The 25,639-nt window shown below is 56.9% G+C and carries 19 protein-coding genes; 7 read left to right on the top strand and 12 right to left on the bottom strand.

Annotated elements, in window-relative coordinates; genetic code table 11:
• Positions 1–49: 49 nt before the first annotated feature.
• The gene (locus tag GM608_RS04365; protein ID WP_333645086.1) at positions 50–1,798 is read right to left on the bottom strand and encodes a fatty acyl-AMP ligase; all 1,749 of its coding nucleotides are present in this window, start codon (positions 1,796–1,798) and stop codon (positions 50–52) included.
• A 362-nt stretch (positions 1,799–2,160) separates the two neighbouring features.
• Here GM608_RS04365 and alr point away from each other — a divergent pair, with 362 nt between their 5' ends.
• Entirely contained in the window at positions 2,161–3,246 is a 1,086-nt protein-coding gene (alr, locus tag GM608_RS04360) for an alanine racemase (protein WP_333645085.1), read from the top strand.
• Between the two features lie 299 nt (positions 3,247–3,545).
• Positions 3,546–4,940 (top strand): peptide MFS transporter, encoded by a 1,395-nt coding sequence (locus tag GM608_RS04355; protein WP_181005201.1) that lies wholly within the window; start codon positions 3,546–3,548, stop codon positions 4,938–4,940.
• A gap of 5 nt (positions 4,941–4,945) precedes the next feature.
• Here GM608_RS04355 and GM608_RS04350 read toward each other — a convergent pair whose 3' ends face one another.
• The 10 genes from GM608_RS04350 to mutM form a co-directional block, all read right to left on the bottom strand.
• On the bottom strand, positions 4,946–7,531 hold the full coding sequence (locus GM608_RS04350) for a cation:proton antiporter (RefSeq protein ID WP_086431402.1): 2,586 nt from the start codon (positions 7,529–7,531) through the stop codon (positions 4,946–4,948).
• A gap of 129 nt (positions 7,532–7,660) precedes the next feature.
• Positions 7,661–9,484, bottom strand: coding sequence for a glutamine--fructose-6-phosphate transaminase (isomerizing) (gene glmS / locus GM608_RS04345; protein ID WP_154981436.1), 1,824 nt, complete (start codon positions 9,482–9,484; stop codon positions 7,661–7,663).
• The gene (gene glmU, locus GM608_RS04340; protein ID WP_333645083.1) at positions 9,484–10,815 is read right to left on the bottom strand and encodes a bifunctional UDP-N-acetylglucosamine diphosphorylase/glucosamine-1-phosphate N-acetyltransferase GlmU; all 1,332 of its coding nucleotides are present in this window, start codon (positions 10,813–10,815) and stop codon (positions 9,484–9,486) included. Before glmU ends, glmS begins: the two co-directional genes overlap by 1 nt.
• A 46-nt stretch (positions 10,816–10,861) precedes the next feature.
• Positions 10,862–11,767, bottom strand: coding sequence for a hypothetical protein (locus GM608_RS04335; protein ID WP_333645082.1), 906 nt, complete (start codon positions 11,765–11,767; stop codon positions 10,862–10,864).
• Complete coding sequence (gyrB, locus tag GM608_RS04330; RefSeq protein ID WP_081563161.1) at positions 11,757–14,204, bottom strand: DNA topoisomerase (ATP-hydrolyzing) subunit B; 2,448 nt, start codon at positions 14,202–14,204, stop codon at positions 11,757–11,759. The genes GM608_RS04335 and gyrB overlap by 11 nt, the downstream gene beginning before the upstream one ends.
• A 128-nt stretch (positions 14,205–14,332) precedes the next feature.
• On the bottom strand, positions 14,333–15,433 hold the full coding sequence (recF, locus tag GM608_RS04325; RefSeq protein ID WP_081563160.1) for a DNA replication/repair protein RecF: 1,101 nt from the start codon (positions 15,431–15,433) through the stop codon (positions 14,333–14,335).
• A 9-nt stretch (positions 15,434–15,442) separates the two neighbouring features.
• Positions 15,443–16,567 (bottom strand): DNA polymerase III subunit beta, encoded by a 1,125-nt coding sequence (gene dnaN, locus GM608_RS04320; protein WP_043560108.1) that lies wholly within the window; start codon positions 16,565–16,567, stop codon positions 15,443–15,445.
• Between the two features lie 74 nt (positions 16,568–16,641).
• On the bottom strand, positions 16,642–18,093 hold the full coding sequence (gene dnaA, locus GM608_RS04315) for a chromosomal replication initiator protein DnaA (RefSeq protein WP_333645081.1): 1,452 nt from the start codon (positions 18,091–18,093) through the stop codon (positions 16,642–16,644).
• A 285-nt stretch (positions 18,094–18,378) separates the two neighbouring features.
• A complete protein-coding gene (rpsT, locus tag GM608_RS04310; protein ID WP_043560115.1) occupies positions 18,379–18,651 on the bottom strand; it encodes a 30S ribosomal protein S20 in 273 nt (90 codons plus the stop codon).
• 108 nt (positions 18,652–18,759) lie between these two features.
• Positions 18,760–19,614, bottom strand: coding sequence for a bifunctional DNA-formamidopyrimidine glycosylase/DNA-(apurinic or apyrimidinic site) lyase (gene mutM, locus GM608_RS04305; RefSeq protein ID WP_086441637.1), 855 nt, complete (start codon positions 19,612–19,614; stop codon positions 18,760–18,762).
• Positions 19,615–19,643: 29 nt separating this feature from the next.
• On the opposite strand from mutM, the gene ubiE reads away from it, so the two are divergent.
• The 5 genes from ubiE to GM608_RS04280 all read left to right on the top strand — a co-directional run bounded on the left by ubiE (position 19,644) and on the right by GM608_RS04280 (position 24,965).
• Positions 19,644–20,432: a bifunctional demethylmenaquinone methyltransferase/2-methoxy-6-polyprenyl-1,4-benzoquinol methylase UbiE gene (gene ubiE, locus GM608_RS04300; protein ID WP_081563158.1), complete on the top strand. Its 789-nt coding sequence runs from the start codon at positions 19,644–19,646 to the stop codon at positions 20,430–20,432.
• 2 nt (positions 20,433–20,434) lie between these two features.
• The gene (coaBC, locus tag GM608_RS04295) at positions 20,435–21,622 is read left to right on the top strand and encodes a bifunctional phosphopantothenoylcysteine decarboxylase/phosphopantothenate--cysteine ligase CoaBC (protein ID WP_249085510.1); all 1,188 of its coding nucleotides are present in this window, start codon (positions 20,435–20,437) and stop codon (positions 21,620–21,622) included.
• Between the two features lie 35 nt (positions 21,623–21,657).
• Positions 21,658–22,110 carry a dUTP diphosphatase gene (gene dut, locus GM608_RS04290; RefSeq protein ID WP_043560125.1) on the top strand — a complete coding sequence of 151 codons (453 nt, stop codon included), beginning with the start codon at positions 21,658–21,660 and terminating at the stop codon, positions 22,108–22,110.
• Between the two features lie 254 nt (positions 22,111–22,364).
• Positions 22,365–23,642 carry a hypothetical protein gene (locus tag GM608_RS04285; RefSeq protein ID WP_143539834.1) on the top strand — a complete coding sequence of 426 codons (1,278 nt, stop codon included), beginning with the start codon at positions 22,365–22,367 and terminating at the stop codon, positions 23,640–23,642.
• A gap of 3 nt (positions 23,643–23,645) precedes the next feature.
• A complete protein-coding gene (locus GM608_RS04280) occupies positions 23,646–24,965 on the top strand; it encodes an AAA-associated domain-containing protein (RefSeq protein ID WP_081563154.1) in 1,320 nt (439 codons plus the stop codon).
• A gap of 46 nt (positions 24,966–25,011) precedes the next feature.
• Here GM608_RS04280 and msrA read toward each other — a convergent pair whose 3' ends face one another.
• Positions 25,012–25,545 carry a peptide-methionine (S)-S-oxide reductase MsrA gene (gene msrA, locus GM608_RS04275; RefSeq protein ID WP_043560130.1) on the bottom strand — a complete coding sequence of 178 codons (534 nt, stop codon included), beginning with the start codon at positions 25,543–25,545 and terminating at the stop codon, positions 25,012–25,014.
• Positions 25,546–25,639: the final 94 nt, after the last annotated feature.

Genomic DNA, 25,639 nt, shown 5'->3' with positions numbered 1-25,639 from the left:
AGACCAGCATGACCTTCCTTCTCATATTTGGGAATGGCCTCTTCAGCTCTCAGGCGAATTCCTTGTTGAGGTACATGGCCCTGGCACGAGCCCGGGTCAACTTTCCCGATGAGGTCTGGGGCAGAGACCGTGGCGGCACCAGAACCACATCCACATCAATACCATGTAGACGGCGGAACAGGGCAACCAGTTCTTCTTTCAGTCTGCTACGGGGTTCTTCTTCCGTGTAGCGACACTGGACCAGCGCCACAACCCGCTCTCCCTGGCCATCTTCAACCGAGAAGACGGCGACATCACGGGAACGGAGAGAGTCGACTTCATGCTCTGCGGCCCATTCCAGGTCCTGCGGCCAGATGTTTCGGGCATTGATGATGATGAGATCCTTGGCACGCCCGGTAATGACGATCTGGTTATCAAGCATGTAGCCGATATCGCCAGTATTCAGCCACCCATCCCCGGAGAAGGCCTTTGCCGTTTCGTCCGGGCGGTTGAAATAGCCTTTCATCAGGCTGGGGCCGCGGACATGGACGGTGCCAACCTGACGTTCCTTCAGTGCTTTGCCGGAACCGTCACGCACTTCGATCTGATGTCCGGGCAGGCAGACGCCACACAGCACGAAGTCACGTGCTGTATCGGTACCTTTCTTAGCCGGCTGCGCATAATCTTCCCGTTCCATGATGGAGAGGTCGACCGTATCTGTACGCAGCCCGGTGTTGAGCGGGGCAAAGCTGATGGCCAGAGTTGTTTCGGCCATGCCATAGCTGGCGACGAAGGCCTTTTCATCAAAGCCACGTTTGGCAAAAGTCTCGGCGAAATTGTGGATGATGTGCGGGCGGATCATGTCACCGCCGATGCCGGCCACACGCCATGAGGAAAGATCAATATCCTCCCGGGCGCCACGGCGGGCGCAGAGCTCGTAGCCAAAGGAAGGACTGTAGGACATGGTTGCCTTGTTGCGGGCAATCAGCTCCAGCCAGATATGCGGACGGCGTGCAAACTCCCGTGTGGGCAGGAGATCGACAGAAAGCTGGCAGGTCATGGGCGTCAGGAAAAAACCGACAAGCCCCATGTCATGATAAAGCGGCAGCCATGAGACGCAACGGTCATCCCGCTCATCAGAGCTGGGATAGACTTGGAGACCATGACGGGCAATGGCGTGAGCATTGGCCATTCCGGCTTTCTGCGTCACACTGATGCCCATGGGAAAGCGAGTGCTGCCCGATGAAAACTGGAGGTAGGAGAGAGAATCCTCACTGATTTCCGGCAGCGGAATATCCTTTTCCTCACAGGCTGTCAGTTCAGCCGGGGACCCGCCAAAGAGAAGGGAAAAACCAGCGACGATATCGGCTGTCCAGTCACCGATGACCTTGGGGACGACAACGGCTCTGGCATCCGCACTTGTGATCATGCCACGCAGTGTCTCGATGTACCCTTCCTTGCCACCAAAAGCGACAGGGAGGGGCAGGGGGGCGGGGACGAGACCGGCATACTGGCAACCGAAGAAAATGCGGGCGAAATCACCGTCACTTTCCGCAACAATGGCCACCCTGTCTCCCGGCTCCAGTCCCAGGCCGAGCAGGCGGCGGGCCATGGCATGGGCCTGCTGTCGCAGCTTGCTGTAGGGGAGGACTTCCAGCAGGGTTCCCCGTCCAGAATAGATATTGAAGCCACTGGCCCCCTGTGCTGCGTAGTCAAGGGCAGCGGGGAAGCTGGGGAAGTCTCCATAGCGGCGCTCGATGCCGGAGCGGCTCGGGGTGATGGAGAGTGTGGGAGTGGGTTTCTGATTGGCCTCGGTCAAACCTGGACTAGCTCCGTTTGGACCATCGGACTGAACATCCTGAGGCCCCTGCGAAATCAAAAAAACTTGACCCCTGTTCATAGGGTAAAGACCACTCTGCGCCCGCAGAGCAGTAATGCTGTGCCCTGTCTCTAATACAGAACACCCCTCTGCCTCAAGCATATGTCATGATTTTCACCGACAAAATTGCTGCCCTCTGGCGGGAGGCTTTGTCTTCCTTCCTGAAAACTGGGAGAAAAGCCCGGAAAACAGGGAAAAAACGGTATGGGATTTTATCATTAAATAATAATTTCTAAGGAAGATATTTCCTGTAAGATCAGGGCGCCTGATCTTGGACAGCATGAGAATGAGAGGCCAGAGAGATGCATTTCTGCAAGCAGACAAGTGCCCGTCTGACGGTGGATCTTGCCGCTATCAGGAGGAACCATGCGTGGTTGGCGGAGTGCGTACGGGGTGCGGAATGTGCTGCTGTGGTCAAGGCTGATGCTTATGGGCTGGGTGTGCGGGAGATTGCCTCCAGTCTTGCTGACAGGGTCCAGACCTTTTTTGTGGCCCAGCCGGAGGAAGGATGCCAGCTGCGGAGACTGCTGCCGGACAAGAGGATTTTCGTGCTGCATGGCTTCCTGACAGGGCAGCCGGAAACGATGGTGGAGCATGGTTTGATCCCGGTTCTGAACAGTCTGGAGCAGGTAAGGCAGTGGCGGGCTTTCTGTCATGGGGAGGGGCAGGATCATCCGGCGGCTCTCCAGTTCGACACGGGCATGTCCCGTTTCGGGGTTTCGAAAGATGACCTTCGCATCGAGGTTCTGAGAGGGTTGAAGCCGGTCCTCGTCATGAGCCATCTGGCCTGTGCGGATCAGCCAGATGACCCTGCCAACAGGGAGCAGCTTCAGCGTTTTCTGGCCATGAGTGCAGTTTTTCCTGATGTGCCTCGGTCATTGGCGGCTTCTTCCGGCATTTTCCTGGGAGCTGACTATCATTTCGAGATGGTTCGCCCCGGTATTGCGCTTTATGGCATTCCGCCGCATGGGGAGAGCTGCCCACTCGTGCCAGCCATTGGGCTTGAGGCTCAGATATTGCAGGTCAGGACTGTCGAGGCAGGGGGGAGTATCGGGTATGGCCTGACCTATCGTGCAGAGCGGCGCAGGCGTGTGGCGACTGTTGGTATTGGCTATGCCGATGGCATCTTCCGTTCTTTTGCCCGGGATGGTGCCTTGTGGTGGGGAGATAAACGTCTGCCTGTTCTCGGACGGATTTCCATGGATAGTCTTTCCGTTGATGTTACGGAGTTGCCGGATGAGGTTGCCCGGGAGGGTGTATGGCTGACACTCATCGGGCCGCAGCAGGATATTGCTACGATGGCCGAATGTGTGGGTACGATCGGTTATGAGGTGCTGACGTCTCTGGGCTACAGGTTTGATCGTTTTTATAATGGTTCGTGCCGGTAATTGTCTGTCAGTTTCTGATCTGTTGATGGCCAAGAACAGAACTGGGTAATGGTATGGGCTGGATCAGCCCAATGCACTATATGGTCGCAGCATGGGATGCACATTGCCATTGGGTTCTGTGAGGTCATATGATTGTGGCGTCATGGATGTTTGATACGTTGAATTTGCTGGTATGTATGGCTGGTCGTTAGATTATCTGGTTGGTTTTAACATATATGAGTTTGCATAATCTTTATTATGCGATTTTCTTTTGTGAAGGGAACTCCCACAAGATTTCTGTCGCTGCTATAAGACAACCCATGACTGACAGATTATTTGATATCCTTCCAGCCAGATATAAAAACCCGAAGACTGAATTTCTTGGGCATCCCAAAGGTTTGTGGGTTCTGTTCTGGACGGAAGGCTGGCTCTCCTTTGCCCAATACGGGATGCTTTCCATATTGGTGGTGTATCTGAAGGACATCCTGCAGCACACAGACCGGGCCCGGCATATTCTGGGCCTACCGTCCCTTCTGTCCATCAATGATAGCCTGTACGCCCCCAGTGGTCTGGACGCCACAGCTGGCAGTCTTTCGGGCCTCATCATGGCGGTCATATTTGCAGCTCCATTTGTGGGAAGTTTCATGGCAGATCACGGCCTTGGCCGGACGCGTTCTGCTGTCATTGGCATCAGTCTGCTGACAGTCAGTTTTACCCTCATGATGGCGGAAAGCTGTTTTGTTCTGGCCCTGTGGCTCTTTTTGGCAGGTGTTGCTTTGTCCGGCAGCCTGAAGGCGCAGGTTGGAGCGCTATATACGTTGGAAGACCGTAGACGTTCTGATGCTTATCAGCTTTACAGCCAGAGCATACAGATCATGGCCATCATCTCTCCCCTTCTCTGCGCCTTTCTGGGAACCATTGCCTGGCGTTGGGCTTTCATGGCAACAGCTTGTGCGATGATGATGGGGTTGGCTGGCTATCTCATGGGGTGTCGTTATCTCCCAGAAGAAACGGCCTCCTTTGCTGTTGGCAAGGATATCCGGCCAGTCGGTTGCACGGTGGTGGAAAAGAAACGGATTGTCTTTCTGCTCTGGCTGGTAGGCCTGTTTGCCCTTGGAGTTCTTCCCAATCAGGAAATCATGGATGGTTATCTTCTCTGGGGCAGTGATCATTATCGCCTGACTGTCATGGGCATTACGTGTCCCGTCAGTACGCTGGTTTCATTGGATAGCGTCATCAGCATGATTACGGGATTTCTGGTCCTGTGGTTCTGGCGCTGGTATGATCACCGCCGTGGCCGCCCCGTACATGACATGACAAAGATCATCATTGGTAGCGCCATTGCGACAGCTGGGCCGTTATTCCTGATCGCAGGAGAATATGTCTGCCCCGCCCCTCATCAGATCAGCCTCTGGTGGGGTGTGGCCTTCCATACTGTCAATGACATTGGCTGCGGGATGACTTTTCCTATCGGAATGGCCCTCTTCTCCCGTTATGCACCTGCACGGCACAGTACGACACTGATTTCCTGCTTTACATTGCATATTTTTCTGGGAAACCTGATGGTCGGCAAGCTGGCAGGGATGCTGCACCAGATCCCTGATGCGCTTTTCTGGTCGCTTCATTCAGGCGCTGCTTTCCTGTCTACGCTCGGCCTGATGGCCTCCAGCAGGATTGGCAGCCGCCTGTTTCTGGCAGGTTCTTCCCACGGCTGAAAAGGTCAGCGTTTTTCCACGATCGGCGAAATGATGAAACCGGCTTCATGGGCTGGAGAGATGGTGTTGCCTTCTCTGGTAATGACCACGTTGGCTCCGAGAGAGCCCTTCAGCCTCATGTCATGCCGCTTCATGATCTGACGCTTCACGATGGGAAAGGTTTGCAGAAGCCTGTCAAAATCAGCTTTTGGAATGGCCAGCATGTGGGAAAATTGCAGGGAGCGGACCGTATTATGCGCTCTCTGTCCCTGAATATGGCTGTTGGCGCCAATCAGGTCCCCTGCTCCCAGCATGACTTCCTGGGTTTCCGTGCTGGTGGATGTTTCTACAAGACCTGCCACCTGCGCATAGATCGTGCGGATGCGCTCGCCTTTGCGGATCAGTATCTCCCCTGGCGAGAGGAAACAGATGAAGACCCGGCCCGCCAGTTCATGAAGGGCTGCATCTGGAACCCCGTTGAAGGCAGGGAAAGACCTCAGACGCTGCTCAATGCCACTGCGCAGGTTGAAGCGTAACGGCGTGTCCAGCCGATTCCTCTGTCGTTCGATCGACTTATGAAGCTCCCGATGCAGTTCCTGCGAGATGAGGTTGTCCTTTGCCAGAGTGGCATATTCTTCATCTTCCAGACGAAGGGCTATCTGGCGCAACAGACGTCCCTCCAGCGCTTCTGAATAGCCGGAATAATGCAGCCTCAGTGTTGCCAGGGCATCATCCAGCAGTTTGCGCTGCCGTCCCAGCACTTCAGACACGATTTCCGTAATACGGAGTCCCAGAGTGGGTTCCATGCGTTCCCGGACAAAGCGTATCAGGGATGTGGAAACCAGATGGGAAATGATCAGCGTTTCAAAACGCTCCATCATGCAGGCGGTCAGCGGGCGATCAATATGAAAGCGCCTGTGCAGCATCTGTGCCAGGCGGAGACGCCAGGAAGGCTGAAGACTCTTGCGGCGTGTCTTGACGTAGCCATACCGTCCCTCCAGCTGGGTGGCATCCACGATGGCCTCTGTAGCGCGCAGCAGGGTCTCGATCACCCGACGGCTGGACATTCCCTGAACCCGGAAAAGGTCCAGCAGCAGGGTCCGCTCCTGGTTGGCAATGGTCAGCAGGGCCATGTTGACGCGATCTTTGTCGGTCAGTGCTGTCTCAAAATTGTTGCTGGCTTTTTCCTTTTCGGCACGCTGTTCAAGCCGGCTGATGACCCCGCCCCGTGTCCGGGCACCAAAACTGAGTTCATCAGACACATGGGCCACACGCTGAGCCACATGGCTGAGACCGATACCGATGATCTGGTTTCGCAGAGCTTCATCAATGGGGGACAGCCTGTCGAGCTTCAGGAAAAGAACCAGAGAGCGTAGCGTCGTGCCATTGATGAGAAGTGTGGTCAGTACAAATCCGGTAGCTACGATCCCGACAAAATGGGTGATGGAATCGTTGATGTGCGGGTTTTCATTGACAGCAAGTGCCAGCGCCAGCGTGATGGCGCCACGCAGGCCACCCCAGGCCATGGTGGTCTTGAAGCGTAATGGAACAGGTGGCGACAGTCTGGTGAGGATCAGGAGAGGAAGGAGGCCGAAGATGACGGCTGCTCTGGCGATCAGCCCTGCCAGACTGGCAATGAAGATCAGCAGAAGGTCCCACTTCGTCATGCCGATCATCATACGGGGGACAAGCATGGCCGCTAGCATGAAGACGAGCGTACTGGCCCAGAACTCGATCTGCTCCCACAATTCCCGGAGAAAGCGCCACGTCTGGGGACGGAAGGTGGATGGACCAAAAGCCGAAATGGTCAGACCGGCAGAGGCCGTGGCGACCACACCGGAAAACCCGAGGATATCGTCACAGAGGATGTAAACCCCATAGGGCAGCACGAGGGAGAGTGTGATCTCAGCTGCGGGGAATCCGCTGATGGCAGTAATCATGATGAGGGCCAGTCGGGCGACTGACACACCGATGATGACGGCTCCGGCAAAGTTGGTCAGAAAATCTATGCAGGCTTCACTGAAACTGATCTGGTGATGGGCGGTGATGGCCGATACCAGGATGGTGAAAATGGCAATGGCCGCTGCATCGTTCAGCAGGGCTTCCCCTTCCACAAGGCGGCTTAGGCGGGCCGCTGCGCCGATCTCACGGAAAATGCTGGCCACGGCAGAGGGATCTGTCGTGGCCACGATGGCCCCCAGCAGGAGGCAGGCAACGAGGCTCTGCTGTGCAAAGGGATAGAGGGCAAAGCCAATAGTCGCTGTGGAGACAATGACAGCCACGATGGCCAGCAGCAGCACCGTGGCGATTTCATGGGTCAGACTGCGGACATTGATCCCCATGGCCCCCTGAAAGACCAGGAGTGGCAGGAAGATGAGCAGGAAGCCCTCACTGCTGATGGGGAATGACAGGAGAGCCCCTGCCGGTCCTTCCAGCAGGTCCAGCCCCATGGAATTGTTGACGAGAGAGGACGCTGCCCCCAGCCCTATCCCCAATACGGCAATGATGACCGTTTCAGGCAGGTTGATCTTCTTGGCCAGGGGCGGAATGAAGCTGATGAGAAAAAGGAGGAAAACCAGGGTCAGAAGTACAGCTGCCAGCCCTATTTCCATCTGATATCCCCTTTTTTCACCCTCTGATCACGCTGCCCGGAGAGTAAGCGCAAAACCCCTGTCAGGCAAGCCTTGCAGGGGGTTATTACCTGCTTTCCACCTTTCTGAAGCATTAACGGGGCGTCGTCGTTACTCCACGGTAACGGACTTGGCCAGATTGCGGGGCTGGTCCACGTCCGTACCTTTCAGCAGGGCAACTTCGTAGGCCAGAATCTGTACCGGAATGGTGTAGAGGATGGGCGCCACGAAGGCACTGACATCCGGCAGGATGACCATGTGTTCTGCAATGTCTTTCAGCCGTTCAGCCCCCTTGTCATCGGTAAAGACAAGAATGCGTCCCCCACGGGCCCGGGCTTCCTGAAGGTTGGAAAGTGTCTTGTCAAACAGGATGGTGGAAGGTGCGATCGCCACGACAGGAACACTGGGGTCGATCAGGCTGATGGGACCATGTTTCAACTCTCCAGCGGCATAGGCTTCTGCATGGATGTAGCTGATTTCCTTGAGCTTCAGCGCCCCTTCCTGGGCAACAGGCATGCAGATTCCACGTCCCAGATAAAGGACGTCCCTGGCCTGGGCAATCACCCGTGCCATGGTGCGTATCTGGTCGAACAGGCCCAGAACTTCCATGGCATGGGATGGAAGGTCCAGCAGGTTGTCTGTCAGCTCCCGTTCCCGTTTTTCATCCAGCAGGTTGCGCTGGCGGGCAAAATCGATGGTCAGGGCAGCAAGCACGGCAAGCTGGGCCGTAAATGCCTTGGTGGAGGCAACTGATATTTCTGGTCCGGCTACCATGCCCAGAACCAGATCACTCTCCCGGCCCATGGTGGAATGTTCCACGTTCAGGATGGAGACGATGCTCTGCCCAGCCGTCTTGAGCTCCCTCAGCACCCCGAGTGTATCGGCTGTTTCACCGGACTGGGATATGAGCAGTGCCAGCCCCTTGTCAGGCTGTGGCGGGTTCCGGTAGCGCAGCTCGGAGGCCACATCAATATCAACCGGCAGCCGGGCCAGCTCTTCAAGCCAGTAGCGGCCGACCATGCCAGCATAAAAAGCTGAACCGCAGGCCGTGATCGTAGCACGGGACAGCGTACTGGCATCAAATGGCATATCTGGCAGAGCAATGCGGCGTGTGACAGGGTCGATGATGCGCTGGAGCGTCTGGCCAATGGCTACGGGATGTTCATGGAGTTCCTTCTCCATGAAATGCCGGTACCCATCCTTGCCAATCTGCCCCGTTGTCAGGGAGGCTGTCTGGATCGGCCGCTCAACAGCCCTGCCCTGCCCGTCCAGAATCTCGACATGCTCCCGCGTCAGCACGCACCAGTCCCCATCTTCAAGATAGGATATCTGGCTGGAGAGCGGTGCCAGGGCGAGACTGTCCGACCCGAGGAACATCTCCCCTTCGCCGTAGCCAATAGCCAGAGGAGCGCCATGACGTGCCCCGATGAGGAGATTGTCATGTCCCTCAAAGATCATGGCAATGGCATAAGCGCCCTGGAGCTGACGGATGGTTGCAAAAGCAGCTTCCTTGGGAGGCAGACCGTTCTGGATATGCTCATCCAGCAGATGGGCAACGGCTTCTGAATCCGTTTCAGTCTCGAAGGTACGCCCCCCGGCTTCAAGGGTTTTCTTCAGGTCTGAAAAATTCTCGATGATACCGTTATGAACAATCGCCACTTTTCCGACCCTGTGCGGGTGGGCATTGTTGGTGGTTGGTGCTCCGTGGGTTGCCCAACGGGTATGGCCAATACCTGTGGTACCGGAAAGGGGTGTTTCCTCCAGAGCCTTGGCCAGATTATCCAGCTTTCCGGCAGCCCGGCAACGTGCGAGCCGACCATGCTCCACGGTCGCAATGCCGGAAGAATCATAACCGCGATATTCCAGCCGACGGAGCCCTTCAAATACGATCGGAGTAGCAGGACGGTGTCCGACGACGCCACAAATACCACACATCAGCCCTGTTCCTTCTTCTTCCGCAGTGCCTGCTGGAGAGCCTTCCCCTTGCCTGCCTTATTGTCCTGCCGTGCCCGCCCGAATGCAAGGGCCTCGGCGGGAACGTCCTGCGTGATGACACTGCCTGCCGCTGTCATGGCATCATCGCCAATCTGGATGGGGGCCACCATGATGGTATTGGACCCTATGAAGCAGCCTTCCCCAATAACGGTTCTGTGTTTGAAGACGCCATCATAATTGCAGGTTATGCTGCCAGCGCCAACATTGCTCCCCGCACCTATCTGGCTGTCCCCCAGATAGCTGAGATGATTTGCCTTGCTTCCGGCCCCCAGAGTCGTGTTTTTGAGTTCCACGAAATTGCCGACGTGGCTGCCTTCATGGCAGACAGTGCCAGGGCGCAGCCGGGCATAAGGGCCAATCACGGCGCCCTGCTTCACAACACATCCTTCCAGATGAGAAAAGGCACGGATTACGCAACCTTCTTCGAGAGTGACGCCAGGCCCAATGAACACGTTGGGTTCGATCACCACATCGGCAGAAATGATGGTATCAGGGTCGAAAAAGACGCTGGATGGATCAATTAGGGTGGCGCCCTGTTGCAATGCTTTCTGGCGCAGACGCTGTTGGAGCCGTGCTTCGGCCTCTGCCAGCTCGGCCCGGGAGTTGATGCCGGCCAGCTCGTCCTCCGTCCCCTCGACGCAGCTTACTCGTCCTTGCTGGGCTGCGAGAGCGACGATATCCGTCAGATAATACTCGTTCTGGGCATTTTCGGGGGTAATGCGGCCCAACCAGTCTTTCAGCTGCGCAACCTCAGCACACATCATGCCTGCATTGCAGAGTGTAATGCGCCTTTCGGCGTCGGAAGCATCCTTGAACTCGACGATCCGTTCCACCTGCCCATCGGGGCCTGTCACAATCCGCCCATAATGCCCGGGCACAGCAGGGCGCATTCCCAACAGGGACAGTACGTTCTCCTGTTCTCCCTGGGCATCCAGCAGGCGCTGCATGGTATCGGCTGTCAGGAGTGGGTTATCAGCATAAAGTATGACAGCCCGTCCCTCTTCCAGCCCATCCACGCCTGTTTTTGCGGCGTGTCCCGTACCCAGACGTTCATGCTGGATGACAGTTGTGTGGGGAGATACCTGCAGGGCCAGATCATCCATTCCCGGGCCGATGACGACCACAATGCGGTCCACGACCTGCCGGGCTGTTTCGATCAGATGCCAGATCATTGGGCGGTTTCCCAGACGCTGCATGGCCTTGGGATACCGGGACTTCATGCGTGTTCCCATACCGGCAGCCAGAATGATGGCAGTAGTCATGGAACTCATAGATCAGGCCTCCCATGGAATGAAGACAGGTGCATGAGGGGAAGGCTCAGCGGGTCTGGGTGTGTGTGACAGCAGAGACTTTTGGTGCTGCCTGTAGAACGACAAGAATCTGCCCCATCTTGTAGTGATCGAATTCGATGCGTGCTGGAACGAACCCGCCCTGAGGATCATGGACAAACCAGACGGTTCCTTTGTGAGGACTGGACTGGGCGGCCTTGAAGCGTGTGCCGATGGAAAAACCACCAATCTGCCGTCCCGTGAAATCACATTTCAGGGCGTCCCCCCGAAAATAGGACCCATGATCCTTGGGAAGGGTCGTCTGGCTGGGGCCATGAACATCCAGATAGGACAGACGGATACCGTCGAAAACAGGTCTGCTGAAAGTGCAGTCCTGTTTCAGCGTCATCCGGTGTGTCAGCGCAACAAGAAAACTGAGCATGTCGACAGACTGCTTCAGCTCTGCAGCGGGCAATGGCTCCCGCTGTTTGTCTACTGGCAGGAAGACGGCCACATGCGGGCCAGTCAGATCAAAATCAATGTGAGCTTTTTCTTCCTCGCCATGGGCAAATCCACTGTTGCTGAAGGAAACCGGCGCAACATTATCTCCGTTGAAGTGCCCCTGGGCACTGCTCAGCAGATTCAGTGTCAAAAACCAGCTGGCAAGACCAACGGTATAAAGATGCGTCTCCACTCCGTAGCCCCAAGGTTGCAGGACATAATCTGCATCAGCGCCCAAGGCACGATACCCATGAATGAAAACACCGTACCGGAGATGTATGTTCTGTGCGGCAGGCAGGGTGTCGGCTGCGCTTTGCAGTGAGGGTGCCGGTGCAGGCGCGTCTGCCTGCTCTGCCAGAGCCCCCGGGGCCAGCAGACAGGAAGAAGCCAGCGTCAGGCCCGCCAGCAGGCGGCCAGTGATGGAGCGGCGGATTGAAAGCGTGTCAGACGTCAAGATTGGCAACCTTCAGTGCGTTATCCACGATGAACTCACGACGGGGTTCGACAACATCCCCCATGAGGGTGGAGAAAACCTGCCCCGCTTCTTCGACATCGCCAACCTGCACTTGCAGGAGGGTCCGGGTGGCCGGGTCCAGCGTGGTGTGCCAGAGCTGCTCATCATTCATTTCGCCCAGGCCCTTGAAGCGGTTGATGGCCAGACCACGGCGCCCCTGGGCCAGTATCTGTTCCATCATCATGCCTGGGCCAGAAAATTCGAAATTCTTCTGGTCAAGCTGCAATGTCACGGGCCTGCTGAAGAATTCAGCAAGCCACTGGGACTGCGCGAGAAGACGGCGTGCTTCACTGGAGCGAAGCAGTGTGGCTTCAAACGTGTAGCGTTCTCCCACACCACGGAGAAAACGACGGCAGGTGACGCCCTGGCTGTCGGCCTCAACTTCCCAGCCCCGCTCATTTTCAGGAGATGCTGCTTCCAGTCTGGCCAGGAAGCCATCGACTGCTTTCTGTCGGATCGCTGCATCAGGGTTGATGAGCCCGCTGACAGCCGCCTGCTCCATGATCCAGAGCGGGACACGGGCTGAAAGTGCCCGCATGTCCTGTGCCAGTCGGCTGCAACGGTCAATCACGTCACGGAGTTCCGCACCGTCCAGTACGGTTCCGTCATGGCAGGTCAGGGATGCATTGCTCAGGGCCTTGTCCAGCAGGTAGCTGTCCAGTGCAGGTTCATCCTTGAGGTAGCGTTCCTCTTGTCCACGTTTGGCACGGAAGAGCGGCGGTTGGGCAATGTAGAGATGGCCGTTTTCGATGAGTTGGGGCATCTGCCGGAAGAAGAAGGTCAGAAGCAGGGTGCGGATGTGGGAGCCATCCACGTCAGCGTCCGTCATGATGACAATCTTGTGGTAACGGAGCTTGTCAATATTGAAGCCCCCCTGCTCGGCTGGACCATGACCGATCCCCGTGCCCAAGGCTGTGATGAGGGTGCCAATTTCGGCAGAGCCAAGCATCCGGTCGAAGCGGGCACGCTCAATGTTGAGAATTTTGCCACGCAAGGGCAGAATGGCCTGGAAACGGCGGTCCCGTCCCTGTTTTGCTGTTCCGCCGGCAGAATCCCCCTCCACAATGAAGAGTTCTGCCCCTTCCGGGTTGCGTTCCTGGCAGTCGGCCAGTTTGCCCGGCAGGGATGAGACATCCAGAACGCCTTTGCGCCGTGTTAGCTCCCGGGCACGGCGGGCGGCCTCTCTCGCACTGGCGGCATCAGCAATCTTGGCAATGATGATGCGGGCTTCCTTGGGATGCGTCTCGAACCAGTGGCCGATCATGTCGGCGGCAATGGTGTGCACGACAGGCTGAACTTCGGAAGAAACCAGCTTGTCTTTTGTCTGGGATGAGAATTTGGGGTCGGGAACCTTGACGGAAAGAACGGCGGAGAGCCCTTCCCGCATATCCTCACCTGTGAGATTGCTGGTTTCTTTCTTGTTGCCCAGCAGAGAGGCATATTTCCCGACGGCCCTCGTCAGGGCCTGCCTGAAACCGGCCAGATGGGTGCCACCATCACGTTGGGGAATGTTGTTGGTGAAGCACAGCATGGTCTCGTGGAAGCTGTCATTCCAGCAGAGAGCAAATTCCACCTTGATGCCAGATGTTTCATCCTGCAGCTCCCCGGTGATGGGAGGGTCGATCAGTGGCGTCTTGGAGCTGTTGAGCCATTTGACGAACGCTGTCAGCCCCCCTTCATAGTGGAAGACAACCTCCCGTGGCTCACTGTGACGCTCATCACGCAGGATGATCTTCATACCCGAATTCAGGAAGGCCAGCTCACGGACACGGCGCTCCAAGATACTGAATTCGAATTCAGTTTTGGAGAATGTCTCCGCACTCGGCTTGAAGGTGACTTCCGTTCCGTTTTCTTCGTCCGAATCACCGATGACGGCCAAGGGAGCTACACGCTCACCGTGCCGGAAATGAATGGCATGTTCCTTGCCCTGTCGCCAGATGCGTACATCCATGGTCTCGGAGAGAGCATTGACAACCGCAGCCCCCACACCGTGCAGACCGCCGGAAACCTTGTAGGAATTCTGATTGAATTTGCCCCCGGCATGCAGCTTGGTCAGCACGACTTCAGCCGCACTGATCCCCTCTTCCTCGTGCAGGTCTGTCGGGATACCACGCCCGTTATCCCGGACTGTGACAGAGCCGTCCCCATTCAGAGTGAGAATGCAGTAGGAGGCGAAACCTGCCTGTACCTCATCAACGGCATTATCAATGATCTCGAAGACCATGTGATGCAGGCCGGAGCCATCATCCGTATCCCCGATATACATGCCAGGCCGCTTGCGGACAGCATCCAGCCCCCGCAGGACGGAGATGGAAGAGGCGCCATATTCCTCATGATCGGAAGACTGAATTTCCGGCTGGTTATGGGATTCTGACATGCCTGCGCATTACTCCGGTTGGCTGAGAGCTTTGATGAGTGAATATACTGTCAGAAGCCTTTCCTGACCAGTGCTGTCACCGGGGTTATCCCGAAATAACCGTGAGAAAAGGCCATATTCTGGCCGCCTCATGCCGGATGGAGTGCGCCATTCTGAACATGAAAGAAAGCTGCAATGTTTCTGATGGAAGAAAAAGGTTCAGCTTCGGTTCCTGTCAGGATGGTGGTCGTTTTCAGGGCAGAGAGACTGTCCATCAGGATGATCCGCCGCCGTTCATCAAGATGGGTCAAAGGTTCATCCAGAAGGATGACGGGAGCCTGCCCCCAGACCCTGCTGATGGCATGGGCATGGGAGAGGATGACGCTCAGGAGCATGATTTTCTTCTGTCCACTGCTGGAGTGTGCTGCCTGACGGCCTGTCATGGCGTCCCGCAGGCTCATGTCAGCCCTGTGTGCTCCGATAGAGGTGCTCTTGCGGGCTTTGTCCTGAAGGCGGGACTGTTGCAGGGCGTGGCGGAGCTTGTCTTCCACTTCCAGAGCCGGGCTGGCTTTCAGCGCTGTGGCGATGGGGCAGTGCAGCTCCAGAAGGGTTTGGGGGAAAGCTTCATTGCCGAAAGGGGTTTCTTCCAATGTTTCGAGAAGATGCAGCCGGGCTGCCGTTATGGCGACTGCGTGGCGGCTTATGGATTCTTCTAGGGAGGTCAGCCAGGCCGTTTCATCAGGCTGTTCCAGCAGGATGCGGTTCCGGCTCATGACGGACCGCTCATGTGCCATGAGCTGCTGCGTATGATCCGGCAGGAGAGCGACGGTTAGCCGGTCCAGAAACCGTCTACGGCTGCCAGCACCTTCAAGAAAGAGACGTTCCATCTGCGGAGTAAGCCAGACGCAGGAATAAAGTCGGGCAATTTCTGCCATGGTCCGTGTTCTTTCTCCGTCCAGGAGAAAGATGCGGCGTCCTCGCCCCTCGGTCAGGCCGGTAGACAATTGGAACTGTTGTCCTTCCCGCTCCAGATGGGCGGCGACGCCCCATTGGGTTGTTCCGTGGCGGGGCAGCATATGAGCTGGTGAGCCCAGAAGCCCCCGCCCCGGAGCAAGCAGGGAAAGGGCTTCCAGAAAATTGGTTTTGCCGCTGCCATTCTCCCCTGTCAGGACGGACAGGGTGGCGGACGGCTCCCAGACGCACCGTCTGTAATTACGAAAATCCGTTAATGTCAGACGGTGCAGGTTCAAGGAGATCGTTCAGACCCGGATGGGCATGAGAACGTACAGAGCCGCAGGTTCGGCCGTATCGCGGATCAGTGTTGGAGATGAACTGTCGGCAAGGGCGAACTCGGCTTCAGCGTCAATCTGGTCGGTGATGTCCGTCAGGTAACGGGCCTGGAAGCCGATCTCCATGTCGTCATTGTCGTAGGTGACGCTGTTTTCATCCAGCTCCTCCTGAGCAATGCCCTGATCGGGGCTGGTTGCGGAGAGGGTCAGATGGTTCTTCGTGATGGTCAGCTTTACCGGGCGGGAACGTTCCTGGCTGATGGCGGCCACACGACCTACGGCTGCCGCAAGATCCTGCTTGGTAACACGCAGGATGCGTGAATTGGACTGGGGAATGACACGGGTATATTCCGGAAAAGTGCCATCCACCAGCTTGGAGGTCAACAAGATGGAACCGATACGGAACTGGATGCGCGTCTCTGAAAGAGCCACCTCTACGGAGGCTCCATCATTATCCAGCAGTTTCCGAACTTCGGTTACGGTCTTGCGGGGGATGATGATGCCCGGCATTTCTTTTACGCCGAAAGGCGCTGGAACGTCGACCTTGGCCAGCCGGTGTCCATCTGTCGCCACAGCCCGGAGATGGTTCTTTTTGTCCACCAGTACGATATGGAGATAGATGCCGTTGAGATAATAACGGGTCTCCTCGTTGGACATGGCAAAGCGGGTACGGTCGACCAGCCGACGCAAATCACCTGCCTGAATGGCAAAATGATGAGGCAGATCGCCTGCTACCATGGCCGGAAAGTCATCAACTGGCAGAACGTTCAGGCTCGTCTCGTACCGCCCGGCCTTGAGGTGAAGGGGCCCTTCCGCATCCTTCTGTTCGAACTCGATCAGGGCACCATCGGTCAGTTTGCGGACGATCTCGAAGAGAACGGCAGCCGGAACAGTGACGGACCCGGCATGTGTGGCCTCTGATGGAATTTCCTCGACGACGGCAATCTCCATGTCCGTCGCTGTCAGGCGCAGAACCTCGCCATCATGCTCCATCAGCACATTGGCGAGAATGGGGATGGTGTTCCGTTTTTCAGCGACACCCTGAATGTGAGACAGTGCACGCAGAAGTGGCGCGCGATCAACTGTGAACTTCATGACAACCCCAAAGCCTTATCGGGAAGAGTAATATGTCTCTCTAGCAAAACAAGGACATGCTTGAAAAGCCATCTTCAGCTTTCCAGCATGTGGCGCAGCAGCTCGACGCTTTCAGCCAGACCGGGGTCCTGTTCCATGAGCTCCGAAATGCGGTTCACGGCATGCATGACAGTCGTATGGTCCCGATTGCCGAATTTCCGGCCGATTTCCGGGAGGCTGCGGCTTGTAAGCTGTTTGGCCAGATACATGGCAATCTGCCGGGGGCGGGCCACGGCCCGGGCACGACGGGCTGATGACATGTCGGTCAGACGGATATTGAAATGCTCGGCCACCTTGCGCTGGATTTCATCGATCGTGACACGGCGCTCATGAGCTTTGAGCATGTCTTTGAGGACATCCTGTGTCGATTCCAGCGTGACGGGTCTGCCTACCAGATCAGCATGGGCGATGAGGCGGTTCAGTGCACCTTCCAGCTCCCGCACGTTGGTGGTGATCTTGTGGGCCAGATATTCCAGCACCTTGGGAGGGACAGGCGTGCCAGAGGCCTTGGCCTTGGCTTCCAGAATGGAAATGCGCAGTTCGAAGGTCGTAGCGTGAATATCCGCTACCATACCGCAGCCCAGCCGTGTGCGGAGCCTGTCCTCCAGACCGGAAAGATCAGAGGGGCTCTTGTCAGCGCTGACGATGATCTGCCGCCCTGCATCCACCAGCGCATTGAATGTATGGAAGAATTCTTCCTGCGTGCTGTTCTTCCCGATCAGGAACTGGAGGTCGTCAATCATCAGCACATCAACCGACCGGAGCTGTTCCTTGAACTCCATCTGGGATTTGGACTGCATGGACGCAATGAAACGGTACATGAATTTTTCGGCAGACATATAGGCGACCGAGATGTTCCCGCGGCTGATCAGCTTGAGGCCAATAGCGTGCATGAGATGGGTCTTGCCAAGACCAACGCCACCGTACAGGAAGAGCGGGTTGAAACCGGGGCTGGCGGGATGATCCGCAACACGCCCTGCACAGGCATAGGCGAATTCATTGGGCTTGCCGACCACGAAATTGTCGAACGTGAAGCGTCGGTCCAGCGGGACGGCAAGATCATTCCGTACTTCATTCATCGAGGGCGAAGTGGCTGCAACGGCCTCTTCACGATCCAGGGCCGCTGCATCTTCATTGGCCATGGCGCTGATGGAGAGATTCGCAGCCCCCCCGCCCTCTTCAGCCTGTGGAGCATCATCCCCGGCTTTTGCGGCACGCTGTGCTTTCTTGTCGATCCGTAATTCGACATGCTGGACAGCTGGATTCTCTTCACGCCACAGGGACTGAAGGCGTTGGCCATACTGGGCACGGACCCAGTCTCTCAGAAAACGTTCCGGCAGGTAGAGGGTAATTTCATCATCATCCAGCGGGCCCAACGTAATGCGCTGGATCCACATCCTGTATTCCACATCGCCGACCTCACCTTTCAGGCGATCGCAGATGCGCAGCCAAGATGCCTTGAGAGCAGAATTTTCAGAAGAGGCCATAGCAGCGTCCTGGGACTGAGCTTTTTCCACTTCTGATCTCCGTACTTCATGGTCTTGCAGGCCTTCGGCTAGGGTAGAACCCGCCAGAAGGGGTAATCAAGTGTTTTTGCCGGGGCGTTGGGTGCCTTGTCACACTAGCTTAACCTTCAGGAAAGGGAAAGCCTGCTTGGGCCATGATACGACCCCGCCTTGCGTGAGGGCAAAAAAAGAACGCGCCCAGTGGGCGCGCCCGAAACCGTTTCATCAGGTCCTGATGAAACGGGCCATTCTGCCTGGATCGGACGATCAGGCAGCGGCGGTAAGAGACTTGATGCGGGCAGAGAGGCGGGAGAGCTTGCGGCTGACCGTGTTGCGGGAAATCACACCCTTGCCAGCTGCACGCTGCATCTCAGGCTGGGCCGCACGAAGTGCTTCTGCCGCTGCATTCTTGTCGCCGGACAGGATGGCCTTCTCAACATTCTTGATGAAGGTACGCATACGGGACAGGCGGGAAGCGTTGCGCAGACGGCGGCGCTCGTTCTGACGGATGCGTTTACGGGCAGATGCGTTGTTTGCCATGGGCTTCAGGTTTCCTGCGGATAGTTCGCTAAAAAATAATGTCTGCCCCTCTACCGCTCCGCTGACATGGCGTCAAGCACTGTCTTCATATCCTGCGGCAATAACGGGTCACTTACGCAACTTTTTCTGGCAGTGTGGACAGAAAAACGTGGACCGACTGCTCTGTGTCATACGCTGTATGGGGATGGAATGCCCTTTTGCCAGGCATGCTGGGCAGGGTTGCCCTTCCCTGCCATAGACAAGATGCAGGGTCTGGAAAGTCCCTGGCTGGCCATCAGTGTGCACATAGTCCCGCAATGTGGAGCCTCCGGCTGCAATAGCCGTCTGGAGTATCTCCACAATGAGGCTGCAGAGACGTTTTGTCTCCGCCTTGCTCAGACTGTCAGCGGCCCGTGCGGGATGGATGCGGGCCCGAAACAGGGCTTCGCAGACATAGATGTTCCCCAGTCCGACAATCCGGCGCTGGTCCAGCAGGGCATTCTTGATAGGCATCCGTGTCGTGACCAGGGTTGCCGCAAGGGCTTCTGCCGTAAACTGGTCAGAAAGAGGTTCCACTCCCAGATGGGCAAGCTGTGGCTGCTGGTGTTCCTGTTCTGTCTGGAAGAGACAGACCATGCCGAAACGTCTGGGATCCACCAGGGCGACACGATGGTCGTTGCTGGTCCACAGGACGAGATGCTCATGCTTGCGGGGTGGCAGATTCTGGCGGGCAGGGTCGATGAACAGCCTGCCGGACATGCCCAGATGTATGAGAAGGGTCCAGCCATGCTGGAAATCCATCAGAATATATTTGGCACGACGTCTCAACTGGATGATCGTTTGATGGAGGAGGATTGTGGAGAGACCTGGCGGAAAAGGCAGACGCAGGTCAGGCCGGTTGACCTCCACGCTGGACAGGCTGTGCCCCTTCAGCGAAGCCTTCATGCTCTGGAGAATGGTTTCAACTTCGGGGAGTTCTGGCATAAATATCCGCAATGAGATAACGGTGGCATATGACTGAACACCATTCTTCCCATACCTCCTCTTCTTCGTCAGCTGATTTTGAGGCTGATACGATTGATTTCGGCTACCGTGATGTGCCACGGGGCGAAAAGAAACCGCTGGTCCGACAGGTTTTTGAAAGCGTTGCTGGCAAATACGACGTCATGAATGACGCCATGTCCCTCGGTATCCATCGGGTCTGGAAGCGCATCTTCGTGACCATGCTGTCCCCGCAGCCGGGATACAGGCTGCTCGACCTTGCTGGCGGTACGGGAGACATCACTTTTGGCTGGTTGCGTCGTGGTGGTGGCCATGCCGTGCTTTCGGACATCAACGAGGCCATGCTGGAAGTTGGCCGTCAGCGGGCCATCAAGGCCGGGCTGATCGGGGAGATGGATGTCTGTGTTGCTGATGCCGAGGCACTGCCTTTTCCTGATGCTTCGATGGACAGGGTCTCCATGGCGTTCGGACTGCGCAACTGTACGGACAAGGATGCTGTCCTGCGGGAGGTCCGTCGTGTGCTGAAGCCGGGCGGGCGTTTTCTTTGCCTTGAATTTTCGAAAGTGGATGTGGCGGCCCTCTCGGCCCTTTATGATCTCTGGTCCTTTCAGGTGCTGCCCCGCATGGGGCAGATGATTGCTGGTGATGCGGAGAGCTATCAGTATCTTGCCGAAAGCATCCGCATGTTCCCGGATCAGGAAACACTGGCAGGCATGATGCGGGCGGCGGGGATGGATCGTGTATCCTATCAGAATCTTTCGGGAGGGATCGTGGCCATTCATTCTGGCTGGCGGCTTTGAGCATGGCCCGCGTCATTCTCATTCTGGGAGGTGGCATTGCTGCCTACAGGGCGCTGGATCTCGCTCGGCAGCTCCGGCATGAGGGTATGGAGGTCGTGCCCGTCATGACGGAAGCGGCGAAGCAGTTCGTGACGCCATTGTCCCTGGAAGTGTTGTGTGGCGCTCCTGTCCATGATGAGCTGTTCCGCCCCGGGCAGGAAAGTGAAATCGGTCATATCGCTCTTGCCAGGTCGGCCGACTTGGTGCTGGTCTGCCCGGCCACGGCCAATCTGATGGCTCGCATGGCACAGGGCATGGCTGATGATCTGGCCACGACCCTTCTCCTGGCAACGGCAGCTCCCATTCTTCTGGCACCGGCCATGAATCCTCACATGTGGTCCCATCCTGCCACACAGGCCAATCTTGCCCTGTTGGAGCAGCGGGGTGTCCGATGCGTTGGTCCGGCGCATGGTGCCGTGGCCTGTGGTGAAACCGGCATGGGACGTCTGGCAGAGCTGGACGAGATTCTGGCGGCAGTCCGTTCAACCCTGTCGGGGGGAACAGGCCTGAGGGGGTGCCGTATCATTGTCACGGCCGGCCCGACGGTAGAGCCGATTGACCCTGTCCGCTTCATTTCCAACCATTCATCAGGGCTTCAGGGCTATGCCATTGCAGGCGCTCTGGCGGCCAGAGGTGCCGACGTCCGGCTCGTGAGTGGTCCTGTCTTTCTGCCCACTCCACCGTCTGTCCAGCGGATTGACGTAAGGACGGCAGAAGAGATGAAGGCTGCCTGCCTTGCACAGCTTCCGGCTGATGCAGCCATCTGTGTGGCAGCTGTCAGTGACTGGCGCCCTGAGACTGTCAGCAGCCGGAAGATGAAAAAAACGGCAGAGGCTCCGCCTGTTCTTTCCCTGAGAGAGAATCCTGACATTCTGGCCACGCTGTCCCATGTTGCAAAACGTCCGGCACTGGTTGTCGGGTTTGCGGCGGAGACGGATGATCTTCAGAGTCATGCGGAGCAGAAGCGTCGCCGCAAGGGGTGTGATTGGCTTCTTGCCAATGATGTGAGCCGGCATCCGTTTGGTGGGCAGAAAAATCAGGTATTGTTCCTGACAGAGAATGGAACGGAGAGCTGGCCAGAAATGACCAAACCCGCTCTGGCAGAACAGCTTGCAGAGCGGGTGGTGGCTTTTTTCCAGAAACAGGATTAACAGTCCTCTGGCTTTAGCTGTGAGGGGATCAAGCCATGTCCGATGTCGTGAAAGTCCGTATTCTTCGCCTCCCCCATTCCGAGGGGCTGGAGCTGCCTGCCTATGGAACTGCCGGAGCTGCCGGTGTTGACTTCCAGGCGGCGGTGCAGGAGCCTCTGATACTTCGTCCGGGGGAGCGGAAACTGGTGCCGACAGGGCTGTGTGTTGCCCTGCCTGAGGGGCATGAGCTTCAGATACGTCCCCGCTCCGGGTTGGCCCTGAAGCACGGCATCATGGTGCCCAACAGTCCCGGCACCATTGATGAAGATTACCGGGGAGAAATCCGCATCATCCTCATCAATGCCGGGGCGGAAGATTTTGTCATCGAACGTGGGATGAGGATTGCCCAGGGGGTTCTGGCGCCTGTCGTGAGAATGCAGTGGCAGGAGTGCAGCAGCCTTGATACAACAGACCGAGGGCATGGGGGCTTCGGCAGTACCGGCCATTGACCGGTTTTCCAGTCCCGGCGGCTGATTTTTGAGGGGTCGGTCATGAAGATTCATTCGGCCATGGGCCAGCCATGAGACGGGATACTTGGCCCTTTGCGTACCTTTCCAGACTGGGGGAAAGAAGCAGGCACTGGCTGTTGGCTTATCAGGGAAGTGGTCTCTCCTGCTGTGTCCTGATTCTGGGGGGACTGTATGGGCTTCTGCGGGCATGTGGTCTGGTGCCCTTCCCTGTCTTCCCGTCTCCATGGGATGATATGTTCTGGACCCTGGGCAAGGGAGTGGTGGCGCTGCTTCTGGCGGCTGCGGGGCATTGTGTTCTCCTCTCCTTGGCGGCCTGTTCGACTGGCCTGCGTCGGGCGCTGGCTGGTGTGACGGCCATACTGGGAGAAATTCCCTCCCTTTGCCTTGTCGGGCTATTCTGTATGGTCATGACGCCGTTCTGGGATGTCGTGGCGGTGGGCTGCTTCAGCCTGCTGGTCAGGAGTGTCCACGCCACCCTGAAAGCGGAAACAGGAATCCCGTCCAGTTTTCTGAAAACGGCAAGAGCCTTGCGGCTGGGGCGCTGGCAGGGTTTCTGGCGCCTTCACATCCCGTTTGCCTTCCCTGAACTCGTACGGTCCGTTCTGAGGGACCTGCCCGATTTCTGGCTCCGTATTCTGGGAGGGGAGCTGGTTCTTGCACTGTTTCTTTCCCATACCCCTTCCGGGTTGGGGGGAGCACTTCTCTCGGCTCTGAAAACAGGCGGAGAGTTGTCCGCCTGTGGCGTACTGCTTCTCATGCTGGTGCCTGTGCTGCTGGTTCAGCATGGTCTCATTGCGCCCCTGCGCGGATACGGTCGGCATTATGCCGTCTGTGACCAGATGCAGACACAGAGGCTGGAGGAGCGTTCCGCTTCCTGGAAGAGGCGCTGCCTGCTGGGAGGGGCCGGAACCATGCTGACCATGATCCTTTCCTGGGGGTTCTGGGGCATACCGGGGCCGTTGGGAGCTCTTGTCGTAGCGGTCTGTCTGGTTGGTGGGGTCTGGGGGTGGCTGGGGGGCCTGCTGCTGGGTGCTCCTGTACAGGTGCAGAAGCGGATCCGGAAGGCCTGCCTGGTGGTAGCGCTTTTTCCTGTTTTCATGGTCTGGCTGGGACTGTCCGTACCCGTCCCTCTGAATGTCATGCCGGCTCTGGCGGTCATGGGCATCACTGGCTGGGCGTTTCTTCGGGAAGCCGACGTTGCGGGGCGTCAGTTCATCGTGATGGGGCATCATCTTCGTTTGCCCCTGTGGTCATTCTGGAAGGATGTCCGCCTGCCCCTGCTTTGCCCGCCTCTGCTGCAGGCAGCTGTCGTGGCGCTGCCTTTTTTCTGGGACAATGTCTATCTGGCCGCTCTGCTGGAAAGGAAAACGCTCCATCTGCGTATTCTTCAGGCTCACGCCTATAGTGTACAGGGCATCCTGCTGTGCCTGATGACGCTGATGGCTGTGTCTGTCCGATGGGGTATCTGCATTCCATTGCAGGAGCGCATGGCGCACCGTTATAGGATCTAGCTCATGAGTGCTATCTTACGCTTGGCCGACTGTGCACAGTTTGCACATAAATCCCGCCATCAGGACGTTCCCATTGTTGAACAGGTCAACATGGATGTTCGGGAGGGGGAAATTCTGGGGCTTGTCGGACGTTCAGGCTCGGGCAAATCCAGCCTTTTGAAGATCATGGCTGGCCTGGAACAGCCCCGAAAGGGGAAAGTGTTCTGGCGGGAAGGACGAGCTACTGCCCAGGCGCTCGAAACGGTGTCCATCATCCTTCAGGATGATGTTCTCTTTCCATGGCTGACAGTACGGGAAAATGTTCTTCTTGCTCTGGAGGCCAGACGTCAGCCCCGGGAAGAGCGGGAAAAAATTGCGGATGCCATCATCGAGGTCCTCGATATGGACGGATATGAAGGTGCCTATCCGAGAGAGCTTTCTGATGCTCTGGCAGAACGGGCCTCGCTGATCCGTGCTCTGGCACGGCAGCCTGAAATCCTTCTGCTTGATGAGCCTTTTCTCAATATCGATCATCTGAGTGCCGAAAACCTGCGAACAGACCTGATAGAACTGTGGCAGGAACATCGGCTGGGACCTTTGAAAGCCATGGTGCTGGCCACTCATGCCATTGAAGAAGCCGTGCTGATGTGTGACAGGATTTTACTGTTTTCATCGGGGCCAGGGCGTATCACGCATGAGATTGTTGTGCCCTTCCCCCATCCCCGGAATCGTCAGGACGATGATTTCCGCCATTTTGTGGACCAGATATATACATTGATGACCCTTCGGGCGCCCAGTGTTTCGGAGGCTGACCTTTCCACGCCCGATCAGGGAGAGGTTCAGGATGAAAGTGATTCCTTCATCGTGCTGCCCGACATTTCCATTGAACTTCTGGTCGGCCTCATGGAATCGCTGGAACATGCGCCCCTCTCTGGTCGGGCAGACCTGCCGGAGCTGGCCAATCAACTCCAGATGACTCTTGATGACCTTTTCCCGCTGGGTGAAACCCTGCAATTGCTGGATTTTGCAGAGCTGGAGGATGGAGACATCATGCTTACCAGCACGGGCCGTACCTTCGTGGAAGGCGATGCCGATGCGCGCCGGGACATCATGCGGACGGCCCTGCTCCATTCCGTCCCGCTGCTGAAGCTGATCCGCAGCACGCTGGATGAGCGGAGCAACCATGCCATGGATGCTGATATATTCCGCCGCAAGCTGGAAGATACCATGTCCACAACCTATGCCCGGCAGACAATGAATACAGCCATATCATGGGCCCGTTATGCCAATCTGTTTGGCTATGATGAAGAAACGGACCGTGTGCTGCTGGAATATGACGAGTGAAGGAACCTTTTTCCGTTCCTTCACTGTTTTCATGATGGAGAACTGATTATTTCAGCCGGTCCCGGTAGAGCTTGCGGGCCTTGGCAACCTTGGGGGCCACGACGGCGGCGCAATAGGCTGTTTCCGGGTTGCGGGCAAAATAATCATGATGGCTTTCTTCCGCCTCCCAGAAGTGGGCAGGTCCCTCAATGGAGGTGACAAGCGGTGCCTCCCAGATGTTCTGGGCTGCAATGTCGTCCCGGACTGTCCGGGCAACGGCCTGTTGGGCTTCATCACCAAAGATGACGGAGCGGTATTGCGTGCCTACGTCATTGCCCTGCCTGTTCAGCTGGGTCGGGTCATGGGTTGTGAAGAAAACCCGGAGAATATCTTCCAGACCAATTTCAGCAGGATTGAACACCACCCGTACTACCTCGGCATGGCCAGTCCTGCCGGTACAGACAGCCTTGTAGCTGGGATGCTCTACATGACCACCCGCATACCCGGGTTTGGCAGAGATGATGCCCCTGAGACCGTTGAAGATGGCTTCGACACACCAGAAGCACCCGCCCCCAAGGATGATGGATGATGTCTGTGTCATGGTTGCTCCTGTCTGTCTAAAATCGTGAGTGCCCTGCATATGGCCTTCAGCGGCCTGTATCGCTAGGGGGCAATCACCATGCTTTTCATATCTT

This window comes from Bombella sp. ESL0380, assembly GCF_009725805.1.
Lineage (GTDB): Bacteria > Pseudomonadota > Alphaproteobacteria > Acetobacterales > Acetobacteraceae > Bombella > Bombella apis.
This window is presented reverse-complemented; position numbering and strand designations above follow the sequence as displayed.